The organism is Methylomonas sp. 11b, from assembly GCF_000515215.1.
Lineage (GTDB): Bacteria > Pseudomonadota > Gammaproteobacteria > Methylococcales > Methylomonadaceae > Methylomonas.
Map to the genome: position 1 here is coordinate 2,597,272 of NZ_KI911557.1, position 20,100 is coordinate 2,617,371.

The following is a 20,100-nucleotide window of genomic DNA, read 5'->3' on the forward strand; positions in this document are numbered from 1 at the left end:
GATTACGCGTTTTCCAGCATGTGTAAAAGTTGCTGCAAGCAAAACAACGTCGCCTGCTGCCGTATCGACTGCCGGTCGCCGCTGAATTGTTTCTTCAAGCAAGCACCGTTAGCGCCACGCTTTTGCCAGGCGATAAATACGGTTCCGACCGGCTTTAGCGGCGTGCCGCCATCAGGCCCGGCAATACCGGTGACGGCCAAAGCCAGATCGGCCAGACTATTTGTCAAAGTGCCCGCCACCATTTCCAAAGCAGTCTCTTCGCTCACCGCACCCACTCTCGCCAAAGTCTCCGGTTTGACACCCAGCATATCGATCTTGGCATCGTTGCTGTAGGTAACAAAACCACGATCAAACCATCCGGAACTGCCCGGTACATCGGTAATTGCCTTGGCAATACCGCCGCCGGTACAGGATTCGGACAAGGCCAGACGTAGACTTAGGATGTTTAGGCGATTGCCGAGTGCTTCGGCGAGTAAATAGCTTGGATCGTGCATGACAGTCCGGTTAGCTGATACGGCATCAAGCCGAGAAGGGATTTTGTTGCAGCGGATAGGTCATCGCTGCAACAAACAGACAAACTTACTTGGGTAGTTTGGCGATTTCCGCGACTTTTTCGAAATCGGCGCCGACGCTGATGATAAAACTAGTCACTTGCTCGATGCTCATGTCCGACTTGATCACTTTCGATTCGTGGACAATCACCGCGAAACCTGAAGTAGGATTGGGCGATGTAGGCACAAACAACACATAACGGTCGTCGGTCTTGTTGGTGACATAGGCAGGTACCCAAATGCCGTCTTTAGGATATTCGATGTAAACCACTTCACGCGGTTCTTGCAACTGATGCCCGGCGATCATGTTCACCAGCTTTTTAGTCACGCGGTAAATCGTGCTTAGCAGCGGAATCCGCTCGATCAAGTGTTCGAACATCGCAATGATGGAAAACCGGCCCAGGCTGACCCGATGTCCCACGTAGGTAATGGTCGCGAAACTGGCGGCAAACAACAGAAACGTCACCAGATAATTGTCGGAGTAACCGTAAACGAATTGAAACAAATCTGTAAGCCGGTCTTTTACGAACAAGACGATTTGCACAATCACCATAATCGGGATAAATGCCAGAACGCCGATCAGGGTGTGATTAAGGATTTTCTTCATGATGCGCCTACCTGTATTAATTATAGTTGTTAGGAAACTAGGTTTTAGCAGAGTTAGCCCGGTTAAGGAAGTCTCGATGCATGTAGTCCTTCCCAAATGAACATTGATGGGCTCAAGGTAACATTTTATATAGGCCGCGCGTCGCAATAGCCATAAGCGGCAGCAGCACGCCAGTCACCCACAGCAGCGAGCTCAACGTCACTTGACTGGCGCTGGCGTCCCAAATAGTCAGCGAACTGTTTAACGATATATTGGACGGTGCCAAAAACGGAAACAGGGACACACCCATGGTCAAAATCACCATCACCACCGTCACCGCGCTGGCCAGCTGCGCCCAATAAGCCTTATCCAGACGCGACAGCACCAACCCGGCTATCCCGCACACAAAAGCCAAAGCTGGCAACGCCCATAAGGCGGGTTCGTGCTCGTAATTGTCCAGCCACAAACCGTCGCCGCGCTTCACGAATTTAGTCAAGGGATTGGAAACGCCACTAGGCATGATGTCGGTAGTGACATGATAGCCTTCCAGATGGGTAATCCAGCCGCCCGCCAGCGCAAACAACACCAAAAAAGCCAGGCCGCCGGACATCGCCAAGGCTTTACTGCGCTGATAAAGCGCGTCTTGGGTATGCGTTTGCAGGTAAATCGCGCCATGCATCGTCAATAATGCCACGCAGGTAGCACCGACCAGCGAGGCAAACGGACTGAACAGCCCGGAAAAACTGCCCAGAAAAGCAATGTGCATATCGCTAGCCAAATGAAACGGCACACCTTTCAATAGATTGCCGGCCATCACCCCCAACAGAGCCGCCGGCAGCAAGCCACTGATAAACAGGGCTTTATCCCATTTTTTTAGCCAGTCTTCGCGAGTCACACTAGCTCTGAAATACCATCCCAAAGGCCGCACGAACAGCGATAACACCGTCAACAACAGCAAAGGCTGAAAACTGGCAAACGTCGCCGCATACACTGTCGGCCAGCCGGCAAACAACACACCGATGGTTGCCAATAGCCAGACCTGATTGCCGGCGCTGGTTGGCGCCAATCTGGCAACCAGCTCGGCGCGCTGCGCTTCGGAGGCATTCAAAAACGGTAACAACATGCTGACGCCGATCTCGATACCGCTGCTCAGCACAAAACCCACGACAAACAAGCCCAACACGCCCCAACAGACCAAGCGCAGCATTTCATAATCAAGCAACATGACTTGGCTCCTGGTTAAACGGCAACACTTCTACACTGCCCTGCTCGATAAATTTTAAAGTTAACATCACAGCCAACGCCAGCAGCCCGGTATATGCCAAACCGTAAGCCGCTAGGCTGACTGCTAGATCGGCGACAGTCAGCGTGGACACACCTTGCCAGGTGGGCAGCATATCGGCAACCAACCAGGGCTGCCGGCCGAACTCCGAGATAAACCAGCCGCTGCCGCTCGCCAGCCAAGGCAACGGTAAGGCATAAACACTGGCCTTAAATAACCAGACATGGCGCCAACCGAGAATGCTAGAGGCATTCGCCGCTAAAAACAGCAGCGCCAGCAATACACCTGCTGCAATCATCAATCTATATCCCCAATACAATGGCGCGGTAGCCGGCACGCTGGCGCGCACGGCTAATTCTATCTGCGCCGGGTTGGCGTCGGTCACGCTCTCCCGCCAGCGCTTCAGCAATAAGGCATGGCCCAAATCGACTTTGGCGGCGGCAAATGCCGCCAGCAATTCCGGCTCCTTTTTGTCGTCGCGCAATTCTTGCAGCAGAGCATAAGCTTTTACGCCATTGCTGATGCGCTGGCGATTTTGCTCCAGAGTCGCATCATTGGGCAGACCGTTAATGGCCGCCAGCTTGTTATGCTGCATCGCACCCGCGCCATAAATGCTGACATCGTCTATCGCCATGGTGGCAATCACAGTCACCAAACCAAAAGCCGCGGCGATGCGGTAAGAACGTTGCGCCAGTTCGATTTGGCGCTGCTTGAGTAAATAGTAAGCGCTGATAGCCAACATAAAGCCGGCGGTCACCACATAACTGGCCAGCAGACTATGCACAATTTTCGCCCAAGCCAGCGGATTGGTCAGCACCTGCGATAAATCGAGCAACTCCAGCCGCAGCGTTTGCGGATTTAATTCCGCACCCACCGGATTTTGCATCCAGCCGCTGGCAAGCAGAAAGCCAAACAAACTCAAGTGGCAGCCGATAGCGATTAACCAAGTCACCACAAGATGCGACCACTTGCCCAAGCGCTGCCAACCGAACAAAAACCAACCCAGCCCATTGGCGGCTATAAACAAACCGGCAAACCCCAGCAATAAAGGGAGGGCAAACACATCGCCGACATAATGCGAGAAATACGACCAATTGGTCCCGAATTGACAAGCCATCGCCAGAGAAGAAGCCATGCTCAAGCCAAAACCGATGACAAACAGCTTGCCCCAATATTGCGTCAACCGCTGGTAAACGCCCTGCCCGCTTATAACAAACCAGGATTCCATGCCCGCCAACAATAGCGACAAACCCAACGTCAACGGTACGCATAGAAAATATTGCACCGCATGCAGCGCAAACTGCGCCCGCGATAACTCAACAACCGTTTCGGAAATCATCCCCACTCCTCGGTCAAGCTCAAAAATGCGGGCAATTATAGAGTTATCCGCTTGCTTGTCTGCGATTTTCTCGATCGATTCGCATTAAATCCAGAGTGAAAAACTGGAGAATACCGACTACTGATATACACTTTTCAACTTACAAGCACACATTCCAAAACCTCATGGGCTTTACTCCGCGCATTATCGTTGGACTAAAAATAGTCGGTATCGCCCTGCTCTACGCCATGTTGGCAAAACTGGTATTGGCTTTTTTTTCCGACAACGGCAATGTCACGCTGGTTTGGTTTCCAGCCGGCCTGGGGATGGCCACCTTTCTGTTGGGCGGTAAGCGCTATTGGCCGGGCGTGTTCATCGGCGCGTTTCTTGCCGGCATGCTGGTCGGCGACTCCTGGCTAATCTCCGCCAGCATCGCTACCGGCAATATCCTGGAATCCTGGCTTGGCGCCTGGCTACTGCTCGGCAACCCAGGCTTTTCGTTATCGCTGCGGCATCCTCGGGATTTTGCCTGGCTGACGTTGACAGGCATCATTGCCGCCTGCTTCAGCGCACTGATCGGCCCCATGACGTTGTTTTTAAGCAAGTATCTGCCTGCCGAAGCCCTGCTGCCCAGTATGCTGCACTGGTGGATGGCCGATGTATTCGGAATCGCCTTGGTCACGCCCTTGATTCTGATCTGGCGACACTGGCCGAAAGACTGGTTTGCCCCCAAACGCGCGTTGGAAACGCTGGCCTTCATAGCAACGAGTTTTTTGAGCGGCCAAGCGGTGTTTTTAAGCTGGTTTCCCAACCTGCTGAGCGCTTACGGCGAAACTTATTGGGCCTTCCTGTTTGTGGTTTGGGCAGCGGTCAGATTCGGCCGTCACGGCGTGTTGCTTTTGGTGACAATGACCGCCATTCAATCCCTGTGGGGTTTGCAGCATCAGTTGGGCGCATTCGCCACCACACACCTGCAAAGCGGCCTGCTAAACATCTGGTTTTACCTGTTCATCCTCGCAAGTGTGGGCATACCGCTAGCCCTGACTTTATTCCATCAACAACAAATCAACCAGGCCTTGCAACAAAGTGAAGCCCGCTTGAGTTTTGCATTGGAAACCATCGATACCGGCGCCTGGGACCTGGACTTACAAGATTATTCGGTGCAACGCACAGACATACACGACCAAATCTTCGGCTACAGCCATCTGCTGCCGCATTGGACCTATCATACTTTTCTCGGCCATGTCACACCGGAGCATCGCGACATGGTCAATGCCGGCTTCCAGCTTGCTCGCACCACGCACAGCAATTGGGATTTCGAATGCCGCATTCGCCGCATCGACGGCGCAATCCGCTGGATTCGCGGCTCCGGTTGCCACCAACTCGGCAATAGCCCGCGTATGACCGGTATTCTGCAAGACATCACGGCATACAAATTGGCTGAAGAAGATCGGCAATTGGGCATGTTGTTTTACCAAAATTGCAGCGAAGCGATGATGATCACCGAAGCGGATGCCACTATCGTATCGATTAACCCGGCATTCAGCCGCATTACCGGTTATTCCGCCGAAGACATAATCGGCAAGAACGCCCGGATTCTGAGCTCTGGCCGGCATGACGATAGTTTTTTTCAAGCCATGTGGCAAACTATCAATACCAAAGGGAAGTGGCAGGGCGAAATCTGGAATAGACGTAAAAACGGCGAACTCTATGTCGAGCAGCTCAACATCAACACCATTTTCGACGGCAACGGTATCCCGCTAAAGCGCATCGGCCTGTTTTTCGACATTACCCAACGTAAGCTCGGAGAAGAACAACTGTGGAAACAGGTTAATTTAGATCCGCTCACGGGTATTGGTAACCGCCGCCTGTTTTACGACAGACTGGAACAAGATATTAAAAAAGCGCAGCGCGGCGGCTGGTTTTTGGCCTTGCTGGTGGTAGACATCGAGCACTTCAAAGACATTAACGAGCGCTTCGGTTATGCGCAAGGCGACAGCATCTTGCAGGAAGCCGCGCAACGGGTGCTGGCTAATGTCCGGGAAACCGATTTAGTAGCACGAATGGATGGTGCGGAATTTGCGATTATCCTCACCGAACTGGAAAAAATCGACAGCGTGGAGCGCATCGCTAAAATAATTATCGAAAAACTCTCCGAACCGTTTGTGCTGGAACACGACACAGCCCAACTCAATTGCCGTATCGGTATCGCCATCTGCCCTTATGATGCCGACAATACCGAAGCGCTGAAGCAAGCGGCCATGGATGCCGCCAAAAAATCCGCCTCGCAAACTTACCGATTCGCCAATCCGCCGGCCACGTTTTAACCGCGATTCAGCCACGCCTCAACACACGCGCTGCCGCGGAAACACACAGCGGAATTTACTGCCTTTGCCCAGTTGGCTTTCAATGTCCAGCTTGGCATCATGCCTGACCAAGACATGTTTGACGATGGCCAACCCCAAACCGGTGCCGGGGATTTTTTGATTGCGTTTAATTTCCGCGCGGTAAAAGCGCTCGGTAATCCTGGGAATATCCACACTAGAGATTCCGTCGCCAAAGTCTTCCACTTCAAAATAAACGCTGCCGTCGGGCTTGGCCCGCCAACTCACTTTAACCGGTGAGCTAGGCTGCGAATATTTCATGGCATTGACCAACAGATTGCTGAAAGCGCTGCGCAGTTCCTCCATATCGCCACGTACATTGGCTCGGCTATCCAAAACCAGCTCGACCCGGCGCTCGTCCCGTTCCAGCAGATCGCTTTCCCGGCAAACCTGCCCGAGCAACTCCGGAACATTGACGCATTCGAACTTTTTAGTTTTGCTTTCCAGGCGCGCCAGCAGCAGCAAATCGTCTATCAATGCCTGCATGCGTTCGGTTTGCGCCGCCATGTTTTGAAACGAGCGCGCGTAAGGACCGGTACCGTCGTCAAGTTCTTGCAAGGTCTCGAGATAACCGCGCAACACGGTAATCGGCGTGCGTAACTCGTGCGACACATTGGCCACAAAGTCGGTACGCATCCGTTCAATATTTTTCAGATGGGTGACATCCTGTGCCATCAACAAACGTAAGCCGGCACCGTAAGGGAAAATACCGATTTGCAAAATCATGTTTTCGTTGATCGGCGATGGAATGCAGATCTTGTTTTGGTAATCCTGATCTTTTAGATACTGAATAAACAGCGGATGCCGCACCAGATTAGGAATCCGTTGGCCATTATCGGATCGTTTCAGCCCCAAAAAATCGTGGGCGACCTTATTGCTCCACTCTATCTCGCCATACGCGCCCAACACCACAATCGCATCGGGTAAGGCACTGGTGGATTTGCGAAAACTCTCCAGCATCTTGCCGAGCTTTTTCTTGCGGCGTTTCTGACTTTTGCGGATTTTATACAGGTGATAGTAGATGTCGCCCCAGATGCCTTTAAAATCGGGCCGCTCGCCGACCCCGCCCTGACTGAGCCAACGTTCCAGCTTGTTGACGCTGATGGTCTGCCTGATATATAGAAATAGCGTAATCGCCAACAAAAAATGGCTGAAGTGCCCGACAAAAAAACTCAGCACCAAAGCCGGTATCAGTAACGCAATCGCAATATTTATTTCCCGCTGCCAACGCTGCATGAAAAATCAGTTTGCCATCGAAAAGCGGTAACCAAATCCGCGTACGGTCTGAATCAGTTCCTCGCGGCCATATTCGGCCAGAATTTTGCGCAAGCGGCGAATATGCACATCCACAGTTCGTTCCTCAATGTACACGCTACGCCCCCAGACCTGATCCAGCAAGTGGGTGCGACTGTAGACCTTGTCGGGATTGGTCATAAAAAATTGCATCAATCTAAACTCGGTAGGACTGACTTCCAGACTGCGGCCGGCGATGGTCAGCTTATGCTGCTCGGCATCCAGGGTCAGGTCGCCAACGCTGAGCTGACCGGATTCCGACAACTTACCGCTCCGGCGCATCACGGCCTTGATCCGGGCGATGAGTTCTTTCGGCGAAAAAGGCTTGGTCACATAATCGTCCGCGCCAATTTCCAAACCGCGAATCTTGTCCTCTTCTTCGCCGCGCGCGGTGAGCAAAATGATAGGCAATTCTTTGTAACCCGGTTCGTTTTTCAGGCGTCTGGCCAATTCCACGCCGCTGATTCCCGGCAGCATCCAGTCCAAGATAATTAAATCCACCATGTTATCGGCCAGACTCTCCCTTGCCTGCTCGGCACTGCCAACAGCGATCACAGATAAATTGGCCTGCTCCAGCACCATGACCAGCATCTCCCGGATAGCGTCTTCGTCTTCCACGACCAGGATTTTCAAGTTCGACATAAGCATGTTTAGTCTAAAGGTCCAATGATCCTGCTAAGTTATCAGCGTCATATTACCATTTTGTGACAAAAAACCGGTCAACCCGGCGGCTATCGACCTTTACCGCCGTCCGGTATCGGCTGCGCCGCCGTTCCGCTATCGCCGACCGGCGCAGCAAAAGCATCGGAAATCAAGGTGCCGACATTGGCACCGGTCAGCGCTTTTAAAAACTCTACCAGGTCGGCGCTTTCCTGCTCGGACAAGCCCAGCGGTTTGAGCAAGGGCGATAAATTTTCGTTGGCCACGCCGCCTTGATTGTAAAACTTCACCACCTCAGCCAAAGTCGGCAAGGAACCGTTATGCATGTAGGGCGCACTGAGCGCGACATTACGCAGCGACGGGGTTTTGTAAGCCCAGCGGTCGGCGGGATTTTGACTGATCTCGTAATAGCCCAGATCGCCCGGTTTCTCCGTATTCAAACCTTTCAAGTTGTCGCTGTTTACATCCACAAACACGCCAGGCGCGACTTGCACTCTTTGCTTTTCCGAAACTTTTTGCATGGACTCGGTATAGCCGATACCAGTGTTATGGCGTTTTTGATCGGTAAATAAGGCGGATTTTTCACCGATGCTATGGCAAGCACTGCAACCGGCTTTGCCGGTGAATAAGGCAAATCCGCGCTGCCCCGCCTCGCTGAGCGCCGCTTTTTGTTTGCCGAAATACCAACGGTCGAACGGCGAATCGGCCGCATTCAAAGTGCGCTGATAGCTGGCCAGGGCCTGACCGATGGTTTCCATAGTCGGCCCTTTGTTGAAGGCTTTTTCGAACAGCCCGCGATAGTCGGCACTCGCTTTTAGCTTATCCACCAGATAACCAATCGACGGGTTCGCCATTTCATTATGCGCCAGCAGCGGCCCCCAGGCTTGTTGTTCCAGGCTATTCTCACGGCCATCGTGAAATAGTAATTGCGCATAACCGACGTTATACAAGGTCGGACTGTTACGCCGAACGCTACGCCCCTCAATCCCCACCGCAGTGGTCATTTCGTTGTTGCTAAACCCCTGCTCCGGGATATGGCAGATCGCGCAGGAAAACGTGTTGTTCAGCGACAGGCGCCGGTCGAAAAACAGCTTGCGGCCCAGCGAGATCTTGGCAGGCGTGAGCGGATTGTCTTTGGGCACGGGCAATTTCGGTAAACCCAGCGGCGGCTGTTCCGCAAACGCCAGCAAGTTAGCCGGCTGCCCCAGACGCTGGGCCAGCGCTAAGGAGCGAGTTTGGTAATCGGCTTGTTGGTAGTTTTGCTTATTGTCGCCGGGCTGAAACAACATTTCAGCCTGTGCCGGTAGCGGCGCGGCTTGCGGTTTGGCATCGGCCAGCAAGGTTTTGACATCGTTGATCAGGGTGTCGGCATGCAGAAAATCCACGCTATAAATATTGCGAACGTTCTTGTCTTTATCGATCAAATACACCCGCAGCAAATGCGAAAACGTGCCGGTGAATTTGCCTTTGTCGTCGTAGACTTTTTGCACGTTTTGCTGATAACCATCCAGAATCGGCTGCAAAGCGGCCTCGTCGCGCGTAGTCAGAAACTGCCAATCAAAATCTCCGGTTTTAAAGCCCTCGCCGTAATGGCGCATAATTTCCGGCGTGTCTTGCGTGGGGTTGAAGCTGAGCGTTAGTAATCTGAGTTTGTCGGCCAATTCCGGCTGTTTTTGCAATTGCCGGCTGATTTTGTGCAACACCTGCGTGGCCAGCGGACAGCCGTTGACATCGCTGCAGGCGGCGTAGATGAAGCTGAGTATGACGATTTTGTCGCCCATCAAGTCGTGGAGTTTTTTGGGCTGGTTGTTGGTGGTTAATACTTTGCCGTTGGCGGCTGGATTGATGACTGGCAGGGTGTAGGTGCCGGGTTTTGCCGGTTCGAAAGGTAGGGCGGTGTAGCCGGGGGCTAAGGGCTTTTGATTTTGCTCTTCGGCAAGAACGGCTGTGTTTGTCAGTAAACAGAGAATACCGAATCCTATCGTTCCCATGCTCCAGCGCGGGAATGCTGCGGCGGACGCTCCGGCGTCGGCTTTCAGATAAAGTAGACTGGGGCGATAGAGAATTTTCATGGATGCTGTTTACTTTTGGGATTTGGTGTCGCTGTCGCGACAGCTTGTGTTAATGTCGGTTCGCGGACCGACAACCGCGATACTTTCTTTTGCTTGGCCAAAAGAAAGTATCCAAAGAAAAAGCCACCCGGATGCCGCTTGTTCCCTGCGCTCCGAAGCTTTTGAACGGGGTTGCCGAAAGGGGCTTCCTGCCCCTTCGGCAACGTGCGGCATCCATGCCGCACCCCTGCGGGCTGATCCGTTCAAAAGCTCCGGTGCTCGGGCGCGGCATACGGTAAGAAAACCATCCCGGAATATCGAAATTTACTATCGCGAACGATGTGCTTCATCGACGCTACTTGCTTAAAGCTCATCCGGTAAACGAATCAGCTCCTGGTCTTTGTCTATTTTCATGGTTACGATAGAAATGATTGCGTGCCTTACTACGTTTCCAGACTGATAGACGATTGAAAGACGCTGGCTATCAAGCAGCTGATGTGAAAGCACCCGAGATACTCCGGTTAACATTTCAATAAAAGCTAAACCTTGAGGATTAGAAATACCGATGCTGGATAAGTCTTTAGACGAAAGCTTTCCGTCTGCATTTGTGTCCAGAGTTACATACTCGAAATATAATGCTCTAGTGGGATTATCTCGTGCATCCTTAAATTCCTCTCGTAATTGCTCAGTAGTCAGCACTACATTGCTTTGCTTAGGAAACAACCATCGTGCCGTTTTGTCCGATCCCATCAAAAAAAGGATATTCCTTGTTTCAGAACTGTTGTAGCCACCTGAGGAAAAACCTCCTGATTCTCTCTCAGCAGTCAACGACACCATTTGGGCATTTGCACCGATAATGTTTTGAACCCGATCAAGGCGAAGAAGTATTTTGTCTCTGGAGGCTGATTCCCCAGATGGAACTTTTATAGTTCCTCGATTTTGCTGCAGGTCGTTATTAAATAACGACACCCCACCGACGAGAATGCCTACCCCAACAAAGACAAGCAGTAACAAGATGCTGTTAATTTTTTCAAGCACGCGAAATAGTCGTTCCATAGGCTTTCTCAGATTACTTTATTTTTTTTAATCATAGTCAATGTCCAAGCAACAAGTTCAAGCATCCTGGAAATGTTGAAACAAAGTGAGGCACGTCATTCATTAATGCACACTGTAAATACTTGGGAAGGAGTTTTCCCGTATGCCGCGCCGAGCACCGGAGCTTTTATCGAGAATAGCCCGAAGGGGTGCGGCAGGGATGCCGCACGTCGGCGGAGGGGCTGGGAAACCCCTTCTGCCGACCCTCGATAAAAGCTTCGGAGCGCAGGAAACAAGCGGCGTCCGGGCCGCCTTTTCTTTGGGTACTTTCTTTTGGCGGAGCAAAAGAAAGTACCTCGCCTGTCGGTGCGAGAACCGACAACTAAACCAGCCGTCGCACCAGCGACACTATATCGATAACCCCCAAGTTGGCACTCCGCCCGCCCTGTTGTTATTATCTCCAACAGGAAAGCGGAATTACTGCTCAAACAGCGCGTAATACTCGACGACAATCGTTTCGCCGAGTTGGTATTGTGGCAACTACCAACGCCTGTTCCGGGAAGTACTCATGCTTTCAAATACCGGCTGGCGTTTGTCGTCAACGGCGACTGTGTGTTGCGTTACAACAATGAAGCGGGCAAAGGCGATCATAAACACACGGGTGCTGATACTGAAACCTTATACCAGTTTGAGTCACCTCGCCGCCTATTGGCCGATTTTTGGCCCGATGTAGATCTGTGGAGTGCGCAACATGAATGAAGTAACGATTGGTATCACCAGCCGCGAGACGGCAACCGAACAATTTCTGGCTTCCTGGGAAAGCGGACGGCCACAAGGCGCGTTTATCGGTTTCTCATCCGAAGAGCAGCTCTGGAAAACCCTAACCGTAAAACGCTGGCAGCTGTTGAAAACCATGACCGGCGCCGGCGAATTAACGGTCCGTGAAGTGGCACGCCGCTTGGGTCGCGATGTCAAGGCGGTGCATGGTGATGTGACCGCCCTGCTGAATTGCGGCCTACTGGATAAAACAGATGGCGGCAAAGTGATTTTTCCATACGATGCTGTACATGTAGATTTCATGTTGCGGGCAGCTTAATTTAGAGACGCAAAATCTTGCGTCTCCCAAAAACCAAAGCGTCTATTTCGGCGCTTTGCCATATAAAGCATACGCCCCAAACCGCATTTGATGCGCCCTACCCAGCTTCTCTTTGGTGAAATCAATCGAGAACTGCTCGGTCAACTTGCTACCATCCCAACTATAGGCTTTGAAAAATTGCTCGTTGTCCGCGCCTTTCTTATCCCAGTTCGCCAGCAGCGACGAGGTGTAATACAAGCGTTTCCCGTCCCAGCTGGAGGACACCATATTCACTTGCGCGCCGATTTTTTGCTCGAACACTTGTTTGGGGTGGAACGGGTCGCTGATGTCAAAGCGACGGGTCTTGCCGTCCATGAAGGTGTTGACCCACAAGGTTTTGTCGTCGCTGGAGATGGAAATGTCCACCGGCAGCGGGATTTTGGCCGGTTCGCCGATGTCCGCGACATCCTTGGCTTGCCATTCACCTTTGTCGTCTTGATGAATCAGCCAGATTTTGGAAGTCAACGCGGTGCTAGTGAAGCAGTAGTTATGATCTTCCGCCCAGGCGCAGCGGATTTCCAGGGGCGCGCCGGGTACGTCGAAGACTTTCTTCGGCTGGCGACTGTGTAAATCCCATTGCACCACGGTGTTGCCGAAGCGTTTCATCGCTTCCGGATCGGCCAACATCTTGCCGAAGTCCATCATATAGTTCGACCAACCGGTGAACGAGGAAGTCAGCATCAAATTTTTACGCGGCAGTACCCGCACGTCGTAGTTATAGCCGTCGGCGTATTTGCCGGATTTGATCGCCCCTTCCAGATTGCTGTCGGTCGGCAGCCAGTAAGTGGCGATGTAATCGCCGGCGTTGCTGTATTCCACAATCGCGGTGCGGCCGCCGTGATCTTTGTTATTGGACAAGCCGGTGATGATCATCCGGCCCGGCAAGGCGTACAAGCTGTGCGGGCCAACCACGCCGCCGCTCTTGGCGACGAAATCGGTGATAGTTTTGCTGAGCTTGGGTTTGGCTGGATCGGTGGCCACGTCGAAGATGAAAATCTTGTTGGTATCGAGACCACCGGCCCACAGAAATTTACGGTCGTCGGTAAAGTCGGAATGGTGAGCTTCGTTACGACCACCCACCGACAAGCTGCCGATCACCTTGCCGTATTGTTTGGATTTGGGATTGACGTCAACGGTGACCAGTTTGTCCTGCTCGTCGCCAACGCCTTCCGCGCCCAAGGTCCAGATGTACACAAAATCTTCCTGGCCGGTGATTTTCGCCATGTACGGCGAGGCGCAGGTTTCGTCGGCGTTGGCGGACATGCTGGCGGTGCCGAGCATTAGCGCGGCGGTAAAGGTGCTTAGTTTAAATGTCATGAGTTTCTCCCCCGAGTGTTTTTATTGTGGTTTCGCCCATAGGATGTGCCGACGTGAGGAGGCGCATCATTCGCGATCGATGCGCTTCACTGCGTTCAGCACATCCTACAGAGGTTTGGTATATCAATCGCCCGTGCTCGGGTCAATGATGGTGGTAATTTGTTCGATGCGATTGGCCGGAAAACCACCTTGCTCGGCGTGTTCACGAATCGCTTGTTCGTTGTCGGCGATATAGATGCAATACACCTTGTCGCCGGTGACATAGCTTTGCAGCCATTGGATGCGCGGCCCCATGTCGCGCAGTACGCCACAGGATTTTTGGGAAATGCCTTGCAGTTCGGCTTGCGTCAACTGCCCGGCACCGGGAATCTCGCGTTCGATAATGTATTTGGGCATGATGGCCTCCTAATAAATGACCGGTCGTCTAATTTACCGGCGTTAAAAAATGCTGCCGGGTGGGCAGCGGTTATTTCGATTCGTAGGCTGGGTAGAGCGAAAGCGAGCCGAAGACCACGCAGTGAAACCCAGCTGAGCATTTGTCAATGCTGGGTTTCATTTCATTCACCCCAGCCTACGCAATTCTCGCGTCAGAGTTACGATTTAATCCTATTCTTCCAATAACCCGGTTCTTGTCGCATATGCATCACGGCGAGGATGTATATCGCATCCTCTCGAACGCTGTAAACAATGCCGAAAGGGAAGTGAGGTAGTTTGCATTTGCGAACATCGCCCGCTAATTTGCGATACAGCAATGGTCGGTGAGCGATTTTTGCTGCCGCGTCCTCGATAGCATCGACAAAACGCTGCCCCAACTCCGCTTGTTTTTCCCGATAATACAAGGTAGCTGCATTCGCTTCGGTCAATGCCTCATCATTCCAAATAACCCGCATTAGGCAAGGCTTGCGCGCAATTGAGCCATCGCTGATTCGTGATCGACGAGTCGAGCCGTTCCGTTATTAATGGCGGCACAACGACGCTGAATTTCTGCCTGCCATGAGGCTGATACTGGAAAGTCTTCCTCAAAATCCAGTGATTCCAACAGCGTTTCAGCAATGAAGGCGCGGATAGCGGGTTCTAATTGCATCGCATCGTCGATGATGCGTTTAGGATCGTTGTTCATAATTCGTTGCTCAGGTGGAATGTCCACAGTTGTTACCTCTTTAAAAGTTGCGATTCCGGCGTCTAGCATGTCTAAGGTTCTTTAAGATTGTATTCGTTCCAACGGCTTCTTTTGATCTCGCCAGTTCTGCAAGCTAATCAGACCGTCGGCCAAATCATCTACCAATATTTCCTTTCCATCAATGCGCACCCAAAACGACTCCCAACGATGCATATGAGTGTCTTGACTCTCAAAGAAATCAACCGGCCAATATTGCTTTCCATCTATGTCTTGTGGCTCTTTAGTTGGGGTTAATAATGCCGCATGCACCTTACCTTGCGATTTTTGTTCGATATAGTCCGACCACGCTTTGATTTCGGGAAGTTCGGAAATCAATGCTACCGCATTGTCGACCGCGAGCTCTGTAGGAATCGCTTCCGACTTTTTGGGAGGCTCTACTGGGTTCTCTGAAACAACAGCTGCCAACGCTTCTGGCTTTTCAACAAGTTCAACAACAGGCCGTTCTGACTTCTTTGAGGAGGTTGTCTCTGATTGCTCGGAACATCCTCCTAAACAAAAACACAGTGGAATCAGGATAAATAGGATTTTCAAATAACTCATCCAAAAGCAATATGGTTCATGACAGTTTTCAGAAAACTGTATCTATTCACACCCTAAAATAATCATCCAACAAATCCCGACAAACCGCCTGCAACGGCTCTACCGATTGCTCAACTTTCATCCTTAACAGCGCGCCCTGCCAGCCGTTCAACATCAAATCCGCCATGCTTTTCGCTGAGCGATCCAGCCTTACTGAACCTTGTCTTTGTCCGCGCTCCAACGCCGCTTGCTGCAAGGCACTGTAGCGACCAACCGCATCCAATAAAGCATCGCGACATAAGGGACTAGTATCGCCAATCTCGCCCATCAAGTTTCCCAACAGGCAACCGCCCTTGAAACCGGTTTGCGCCACCTCGGCTATCAACCCCAAATAGTAAGCCTTCAACGCCGCCAAGCCGTCCGTTTCCGGGTCTTGCAAATGGCCGGATAAACGCACAATAAACGGCTCGATGTAGTGATGAATTGCTTCCGCCGCGAAGCGTTCCTTGCTTTCGAAATAGGCGTAAAACGAGCCCTTGGGAATTTGCACGGTATCCAGGATCTCTTTCAAGCCGGTGGCGTGATAGCCTTTTTCCAGCAGCAAGCTGACGCCCTGCTCCAGGAGCTTGTCTTTTTTCAGCTGTTTGGGTGCTAACTTCGTCATGGGCCTTATTATGCGACCGGTCGTCTTATTTTGTAAATAAGTTTTTCTAATTTATAAGAACAAGCTGGTTGGCCTAGGTCAGGGTGTGCGGCAGCGTTCCCTGACACTTTAAGCTTGTTACGTAACCGCATTCGCGACACCGTGACCTACCCGAGATTGTTTGTCGCACTGTAACCGAAAACAAGCAAGCGCCAGACCTCAACAAATTAGCCCCTTTCAGCAAGGCAACTAGCGATTTTTCCGCCCTAATATGCTATTTTGAACGCTCTGTTATTTTTCCCTACCCAACCAGCAACATGAGCATAAAATCAGACCAATGGATTCGCCGCATGGCCGAGCAACACGGCATGATTGAGCCGTTTCAGGCCGGGCAAGTCCGTGAATCCGCGCAAGGCCGCATCATTTCTTACGGCACCTCCAGTTACGGCTACGACGTACGTTGCTCCAACGAATTTAAAATCTTCACCAACATCAATTCCACCATCGTCGATCCGAAAGATTTTGACGAAGGCAGCTTCGTCGATGTGAAATCCGATGTCTGCATTATTCCGCCCAACTCGTTTGCCTTGGCACGCACCGTGGAGTTTTTCCGGATTCCGCGCGATGTGCTCGTCATCTGTCTGGGTAAATCGACCTATGCCCGCTGCGGCATTATCGTCAACGTCACCCCGCTGGAACCGGAGTGGGAAGGCCATGTGACGTTGGAGTTTTCCAACACCACCCCGCTACCAGCCAAAATCTACGCCAACGAAGGCGTCGCCCAGATGCTGTTTTTCGGCGGCGACGAAGTCTGCGAAACCTCTTATAGAGATCGCGGCGGCAAGTATCAAGGCCAAACCGGAGTTACCTTGCCCAAGGCTTGAGTGCCCAATTCTTTAAACGCCACCTCACAATCCATTAAATACATGATGCCGACCAGTCAAACCGAGACGCTCGACCAGTATTATCAGCAAGTTCAAGATATTATCCTGAAACGCCAGGATTGGATAAGTGGCCTGCTACCGGCCAGTACCGCCGTCACCACACACGGCAATTACACCGACGCCTGGGTGCGGGACAATGTCTACAGCATTTTGGCGGCCTGGGGCCTGGGACTGGCTTACCGCAAAGTGGAGGGCCAGCAGGAACGCACCTATTTACTGGAACAAAGCGTCGTCAAACTGATGCGCGGTCTGTTGACGGCGATGATGCGGCAAGCGGCAAAGGTGGAAAAATTCAAACACAGCCAGGACCCACTGGACTCGCTGCACGCCAAATACAAAACCACTAGCGGCGAAGTGGTGGTGGGCGACAGCGAATGGGGCCATTTGCAACTGGACGCGACCTCCTTGTTCCTGCTGATGCTGGCGCAAATGACCGCCTCGGGCTTGCGGATTGTGTTCAGCATCGACGAAGTCAATTTCGTGCAAAACCTGGTGCATTACGTCAGCCGGGCTTATCGCACGCCAGACTATGGCATCTGGGAACGCGGCAATAAAATGAATCACGGTCTGGCGGAATTGAATGCCAGCTCGATAGGCATGGCCAAGGCCGCGCTGGAAGCCATGTCAGGCTGCAATTTGTTCGGCAAGGACGGCGGGCAAACTGCGATCATCCACGTGATCAGCGACGACATCGCCCGCACCCGCATCACCTTGGAAGCTCTGCTGCCGCGCGAATCCATCTCCAAGGAAGTCGATTCGGCGGTGCTCAGCGTTACCGGCTTTCCGGCCTTCGCGGTAGACAATAAAGCGCTACGCGAACGCACCGAGGCTTTGATTGTCGACAAACTGCAAGGCCGCTACGGTTGCAAACGTTTCCTGCTGGACGGTCATCAAACCGTGATCGAAGACCATCAGCGTCTGCATTACGAACCGCATGAATTAAAACAGTTCATGGACATCGAATGCGAATGGCCGCTGTTTTTCTGCTACTTATTACTGAATAAGCTGTTTGCCGGCGATACTGAAGGGGTTGGCGATTATCGCCGCCGCCTGGAAGACCTGCTGGTGGAACAAAACGGCCAATGGTTGCTGCCGGAACTTTACATCGTGCCGGAAAGCGCCATCAGCGCCGAAAAGCGCCATCCGCATAGCCAAACTCGCGTCCCCAACGAAAACGTGCCGCTGGTCTGGGCGCAGAGTCTGTATATCCTGGGCGGATTATTGCAAGACGGCTTGATCGGCGTGGACGACATCGACCCGCTGGGGCGCTACAAATCCACCCGCTTATACCCCAACTCTACTTTGCAGATCGCCTTGCTGGCGGAAGATGAACAAGTCCAGGCCGAATTGCGCGAGCGCGGTATTCCGTCGCAAACTTTAACTGAAATCGCGCCGATCCAAGTGCGAGACGCCAGCGAATTAGCCGCTGCTTACACCCAAGTGGGCCGCAACGACCGTATTGGACTCACTGGTCGGCCCTTAAGGCAACTACGCACGCTAGCCACCTCCAAGCTTTACGTGCTTGCAGGCGAACCTTTATTGTTTTTACCGCAATTTATGAACCAAAAAGGATTCTACATTGCGATGGACAACCAGTTGCTGATTCAACGGTTGCGTACCGAACTGGCCTACATCATCCGCCACTGGGACAACCCCGCTCAGCCTCTATTGGTCATCAATATCAAGCACAACATGCTCGGCAATGAAGACCGGCAAGTGTTGCTGGGCTTTATCGAACAACTCAGCCAGGGCAATGTGCAAGGCACGCCGGTTAAGCTCGGGCTATTAACCGATTTTGTCCAAACCGCCAGCCACGAAAAAATCGGCAACCTGCACGGTTTTAGTTTCTCGGAAGCCAGTTGGGAAGAAGTCGAACGCCCCTTCGCCAATTTGCTGGCCCACAACAACCAAGCCTCGCAAGCGCTGGATAGCTTCGTATTGACCGAGTGGGAAATCGGTGACGACAACCAACTAGTGGAACAGTTGCGCAATAACCCCAACCTCTATGCCCAGCTGGAAGCCCTCACCTTACTCTGCCAACGTCACGGGCTTGATTACGACACCGGCTTACGCAACGATGATAACCAGCCGGGACGGGTGCGCGACTTGTTGGAAGAAGTCTATGTCCGAGCCGGCGACCGCCACGCCTGGAATGTGGTACGTCGCTGCGCCAGCTTACTGGGCAAATATGACATCAACCTGGAACAGGCCGCCACCGAGATACTGGTGCGCCAGCATGGCTTGACCGTGGGCCGCGCCTACAGCGGCAAAGCCACCTTGCGTCGTCCGACCGATTCCTGGCAAATCCTGGACACCATCCGCACCTTTAACCCCAACGACAGTAGCCAGCAGATCATCGTGCAGGAATTGATTATCTACCTGGGCATGCTGATCAAGTTAAAGCCGGAACTGTTCGCCGACATGCACACGATCCGGGTCGGCCACATTCTGCAATTGATTATCGCCCGACAAAAGCGTCTGAGCAGCAGCTCGCTGGATCAGGCGTTTAGCGATATTTTGTCCCTGCCGCCGCATCAAGTCGCGGACTTATTGCAAGAGACCCTGGAAGATTACAACAACAGTGAAAACCAGCTCGGCCAAGTCGAAACCCTGCACTGCGAAGGTCCGCATCGCGATTTAACCGCAGCGCGTTTCCCTGAATCGATGAACCCAAAAGACCGCGGCGATGCCGACGATTGGTATGCCTGGCGCGAACAGCAAGGCAGCGTCGGCCGTGAGAACGAAGCCTTCTTCGCCGGGGTCTGGGACTTGCTGCATCATTGCAAAGGCCTGATGGTTGGTGAAAAATACAATAGCAAACGCCGGATCGACAGCGAGATCATGCTGGCGCAAATGACCGCCGGCGAACAAAGCTTCAGGCTGCATATCAACCATATTCTGAATAAAATTCAGGCGCCGGTTTACCGGCAATTGAGCGTCGAAGCCTTACGCGCACTGGCATCCATCGTCCGCGATTATCCGGATCTATACATTGACGACACCTTGGTCACGGATATTTTGATCGGCCATGCGGTCAGAATCAGCTGGCTACAGCAGCATCCGCAATACCGCGATCATTACGAAGAATGCGTATCGCTGGCTTGGCAAGCGTTTTACCAGCTGCCGCCGCATGCACTGGCCAACGCGATACTCGATGCCTTGATCCACTTGCTCAACAACGCCACCCCAACCTCATGAGGAC

19 protein-coding genes are annotated in these 20,100 nt (G+C 52.4%); 5 read left to right on the forward strand and 14 right to left on the reverse strand.

What is annotated here, in order from left to right:
- Window positions 1-2: 2 nt before the first annotated feature.
- The 4 genes from METH11B_RS0112465 to METH11B_RS0112480 form a co-directional block, all read right to left on the reverse strand.
- Window positions 3-494: a CinA family protein gene (locus METH11B_RS0112465; protein WP_026602295.1), complete on the reverse strand. Its 492-nt coding sequence runs from the start codon at window positions 492-494 to the stop codon at window positions 3-5.
- A gap of 85 nt (window positions 495-579) precedes the next feature.
- The gene (locus tag METH11B_RS0112470; RefSeq protein WP_020484616.1) at window positions 580-1,158 is read right to left on the reverse strand and encodes a DUF502 domain-containing protein; all 579 of its coding nucleotides are present in this window, start codon (window positions 1,156-1,158) and stop codon (window positions 580-582) included.
- 112 nt (window positions 1,159-1,270) lie between these two features.
- Window positions 1,271-2,362, reverse strand: a complete 1,092-nt coding sequence (cydB, locus tag METH11B_RS0112475; RefSeq protein ID WP_026602296.1) for a cytochrome d ubiquinol oxidase subunit II — start codon at window positions 2,360-2,362, stop codon at window positions 1,271-1,273.
- A complete protein-coding gene (locus METH11B_RS0112480; protein ID WP_026602297.1) occupies window positions 2,352-3,758 on the reverse strand; it encodes a cytochrome ubiquinol oxidase subunit I in 1,407 nt (468 codons plus the stop codon). The genes cydB and METH11B_RS0112480 overlap by 11 nt, the downstream gene beginning before the upstream one ends.
- 164 nt (window positions 3,759-3,922) lie before the next feature.
- Between METH11B_RS0112480 and METH11B_RS27840 the strand changes: the two genes are divergently transcribed.
- Window positions 3,923-6,064 (forward strand): MASE1 domain-containing protein, encoded by a 2,142-nt coding sequence (locus METH11B_RS27840; RefSeq protein ID WP_026602298.1) that lies wholly within the window; start codon window positions 3,923-3,925, stop codon window positions 6,062-6,064.
- An 18-nt stretch (window positions 6,065-6,082) separates the two neighbouring features.
- Here METH11B_RS27840 and phoR read toward each other — a convergent pair whose 3' ends face one another.
- The 4 genes from phoR to METH11B_RS0112505 form a co-directional block, all read right to left on the reverse strand.
- A complete protein-coding gene (gene phoR / locus METH11B_RS0112490) occupies window positions 6,083-7,357 on the reverse strand; it encodes a phosphate regulon sensor histidine kinase PhoR (RefSeq protein ID WP_026602299.1) in 1,275 nt (424 codons plus the stop codon).
- A gap of 6 nt (window positions 7,358-7,363) precedes the next feature.
- The gene (gene phoB / locus METH11B_RS0112495; RefSeq protein WP_026602300.1) at window positions 7,364-8,056 is read right to left on the reverse strand and encodes a phosphate regulon transcriptional regulator PhoB; all 693 of its coding nucleotides are present in this window, start codon (window positions 8,054-8,056) and stop codon (window positions 7,364-7,366) included.
- A gap of 89 nt (window positions 8,057-8,145) precedes the next feature.
- Window positions 8,146-10,146, reverse strand: a complete 2,001-nt coding sequence (locus tag METH11B_RS0112500; protein ID WP_026602301.1) for a cytochrome c peroxidase — start codon at window positions 10,144-10,146, stop codon at window positions 8,146-8,148.
- 342 nt (window positions 10,147-10,488) lie between these two features.
- Window positions 10,489-11,181 (reverse strand): hypothetical protein, encoded by a 693-nt coding sequence (locus METH11B_RS0112505; protein ID WP_026602302.1) that lies wholly within the window; start codon window positions 11,179-11,181, stop codon window positions 10,489-10,491.
- A 477-nt stretch (window positions 11,182-11,658) separates the two neighbouring features.
- Between METH11B_RS0112505 and METH11B_RS26745 the strand changes: the two genes are divergently transcribed.
- Both METH11B_RS26745 and METH11B_RS0112515 read left to right on the forward strand, forming a co-directional pair.
- Window positions 11,659-11,919, forward strand: coding sequence for a toxin-antitoxin system TumE family protein (locus tag METH11B_RS26745; protein ID WP_269319499.1), 261 nt, complete (start codon window positions 11,659-11,661; stop codon window positions 11,917-11,919).
- Window positions 11,912-12,256 carry an HVO_A0114 family putative DNA-binding protein gene (locus METH11B_RS0112515; RefSeq protein ID WP_026602304.1) on the forward strand — a complete coding sequence of 115 codons (345 nt, stop codon included), beginning with the start codon at window positions 11,912-11,914 and terminating at the stop codon, window positions 12,254-12,256. The genes METH11B_RS26745 and METH11B_RS0112515 overlap by 8 nt, the downstream gene beginning before the upstream one ends.
- A 42-nt stretch (window positions 12,257-12,298) precedes the next feature.
- Here the strand turns inward: METH11B_RS0112515 and METH11B_RS0112520 are convergent, their stop codons facing one another.
- From METH11B_RS0112520 to METH11B_RS0112545, 6 genes are all read right to left on the reverse strand, one after another.
- Window positions 12,299-13,612, reverse strand: a complete 1,314-nt coding sequence (locus METH11B_RS0112520; protein ID WP_026602305.1) for a selenium-binding protein SBP56-related protein — start codon at window positions 13,610-13,612, stop codon at window positions 12,299-12,301.
- A gap of 123 nt (window positions 13,613-13,735) precedes the next feature.
- Window positions 13,736-14,008: a DUF4242 domain-containing protein gene (locus tag METH11B_RS0112525; protein WP_026602306.1), complete on the reverse strand. Its 273-nt coding sequence runs from the start codon at window positions 14,006-14,008 to the stop codon at window positions 13,736-13,738.
- Between the two features lie 197 nt (window positions 14,009-14,205).
- Window positions 14,206-14,502: a type II toxin-antitoxin system RelE/ParE family toxin gene (locus tag METH11B_RS0112530; protein WP_026602307.1), complete on the reverse strand. Its 297-nt coding sequence runs from the start codon at window positions 14,500-14,502 to the stop codon at window positions 14,206-14,208.
- Window positions 14,502-14,732 (reverse strand): addiction module protein, encoded by a 231-nt coding sequence (locus tag METH11B_RS0112535; RefSeq protein ID WP_026602308.1) that lies wholly within the window; start codon window positions 14,730-14,732, stop codon window positions 14,502-14,504. Before METH11B_RS0112535 ends, METH11B_RS0112530 begins: the two co-directional genes overlap by 1 nt.
- An 81-nt stretch (window positions 14,733-14,813) precedes the next feature.
- On the reverse strand, window positions 14,814-15,323 hold the full coding sequence (locus tag METH11B_RS27845; RefSeq protein ID WP_155931120.1) for a hypothetical protein: 510 nt from the start codon (window positions 15,321-15,323) through the stop codon (window positions 14,814-14,816).
- Window positions 15,324-15,378: 55 nt separating this feature from the next.
- Window positions 15,379-15,975, reverse strand: a complete 597-nt coding sequence (locus tag METH11B_RS0112545) for a TetR/AcrR family transcriptional regulator (protein ID WP_026602310.1) — start codon at window positions 15,973-15,975, stop codon at window positions 15,379-15,381.
- A 296-nt stretch (window positions 15,976-16,271) separates the two neighbouring features.
- Between METH11B_RS0112545 and dcd the strand changes: the two genes are divergently transcribed.
- Window positions 16,272-16,838 carry a dCTP deaminase gene (gene dcd / locus METH11B_RS0112550; RefSeq protein ID WP_036275936.1) on the forward strand — a complete coding sequence of 189 codons (567 nt, stop codon included), beginning with the start codon at window positions 16,272-16,274 and terminating at the stop codon, window positions 16,836-16,838.
- Entirely contained in the window at window positions 16,839-20,096 is a 3,258-nt protein-coding gene (locus METH11B_RS0112555) for a glycoside hydrolase family 15 protein (protein ID WP_026602312.1), read from the forward strand.
- The last annotated feature ends 4 nt before the right edge of the window (window positions 20,097-20,100 follow it).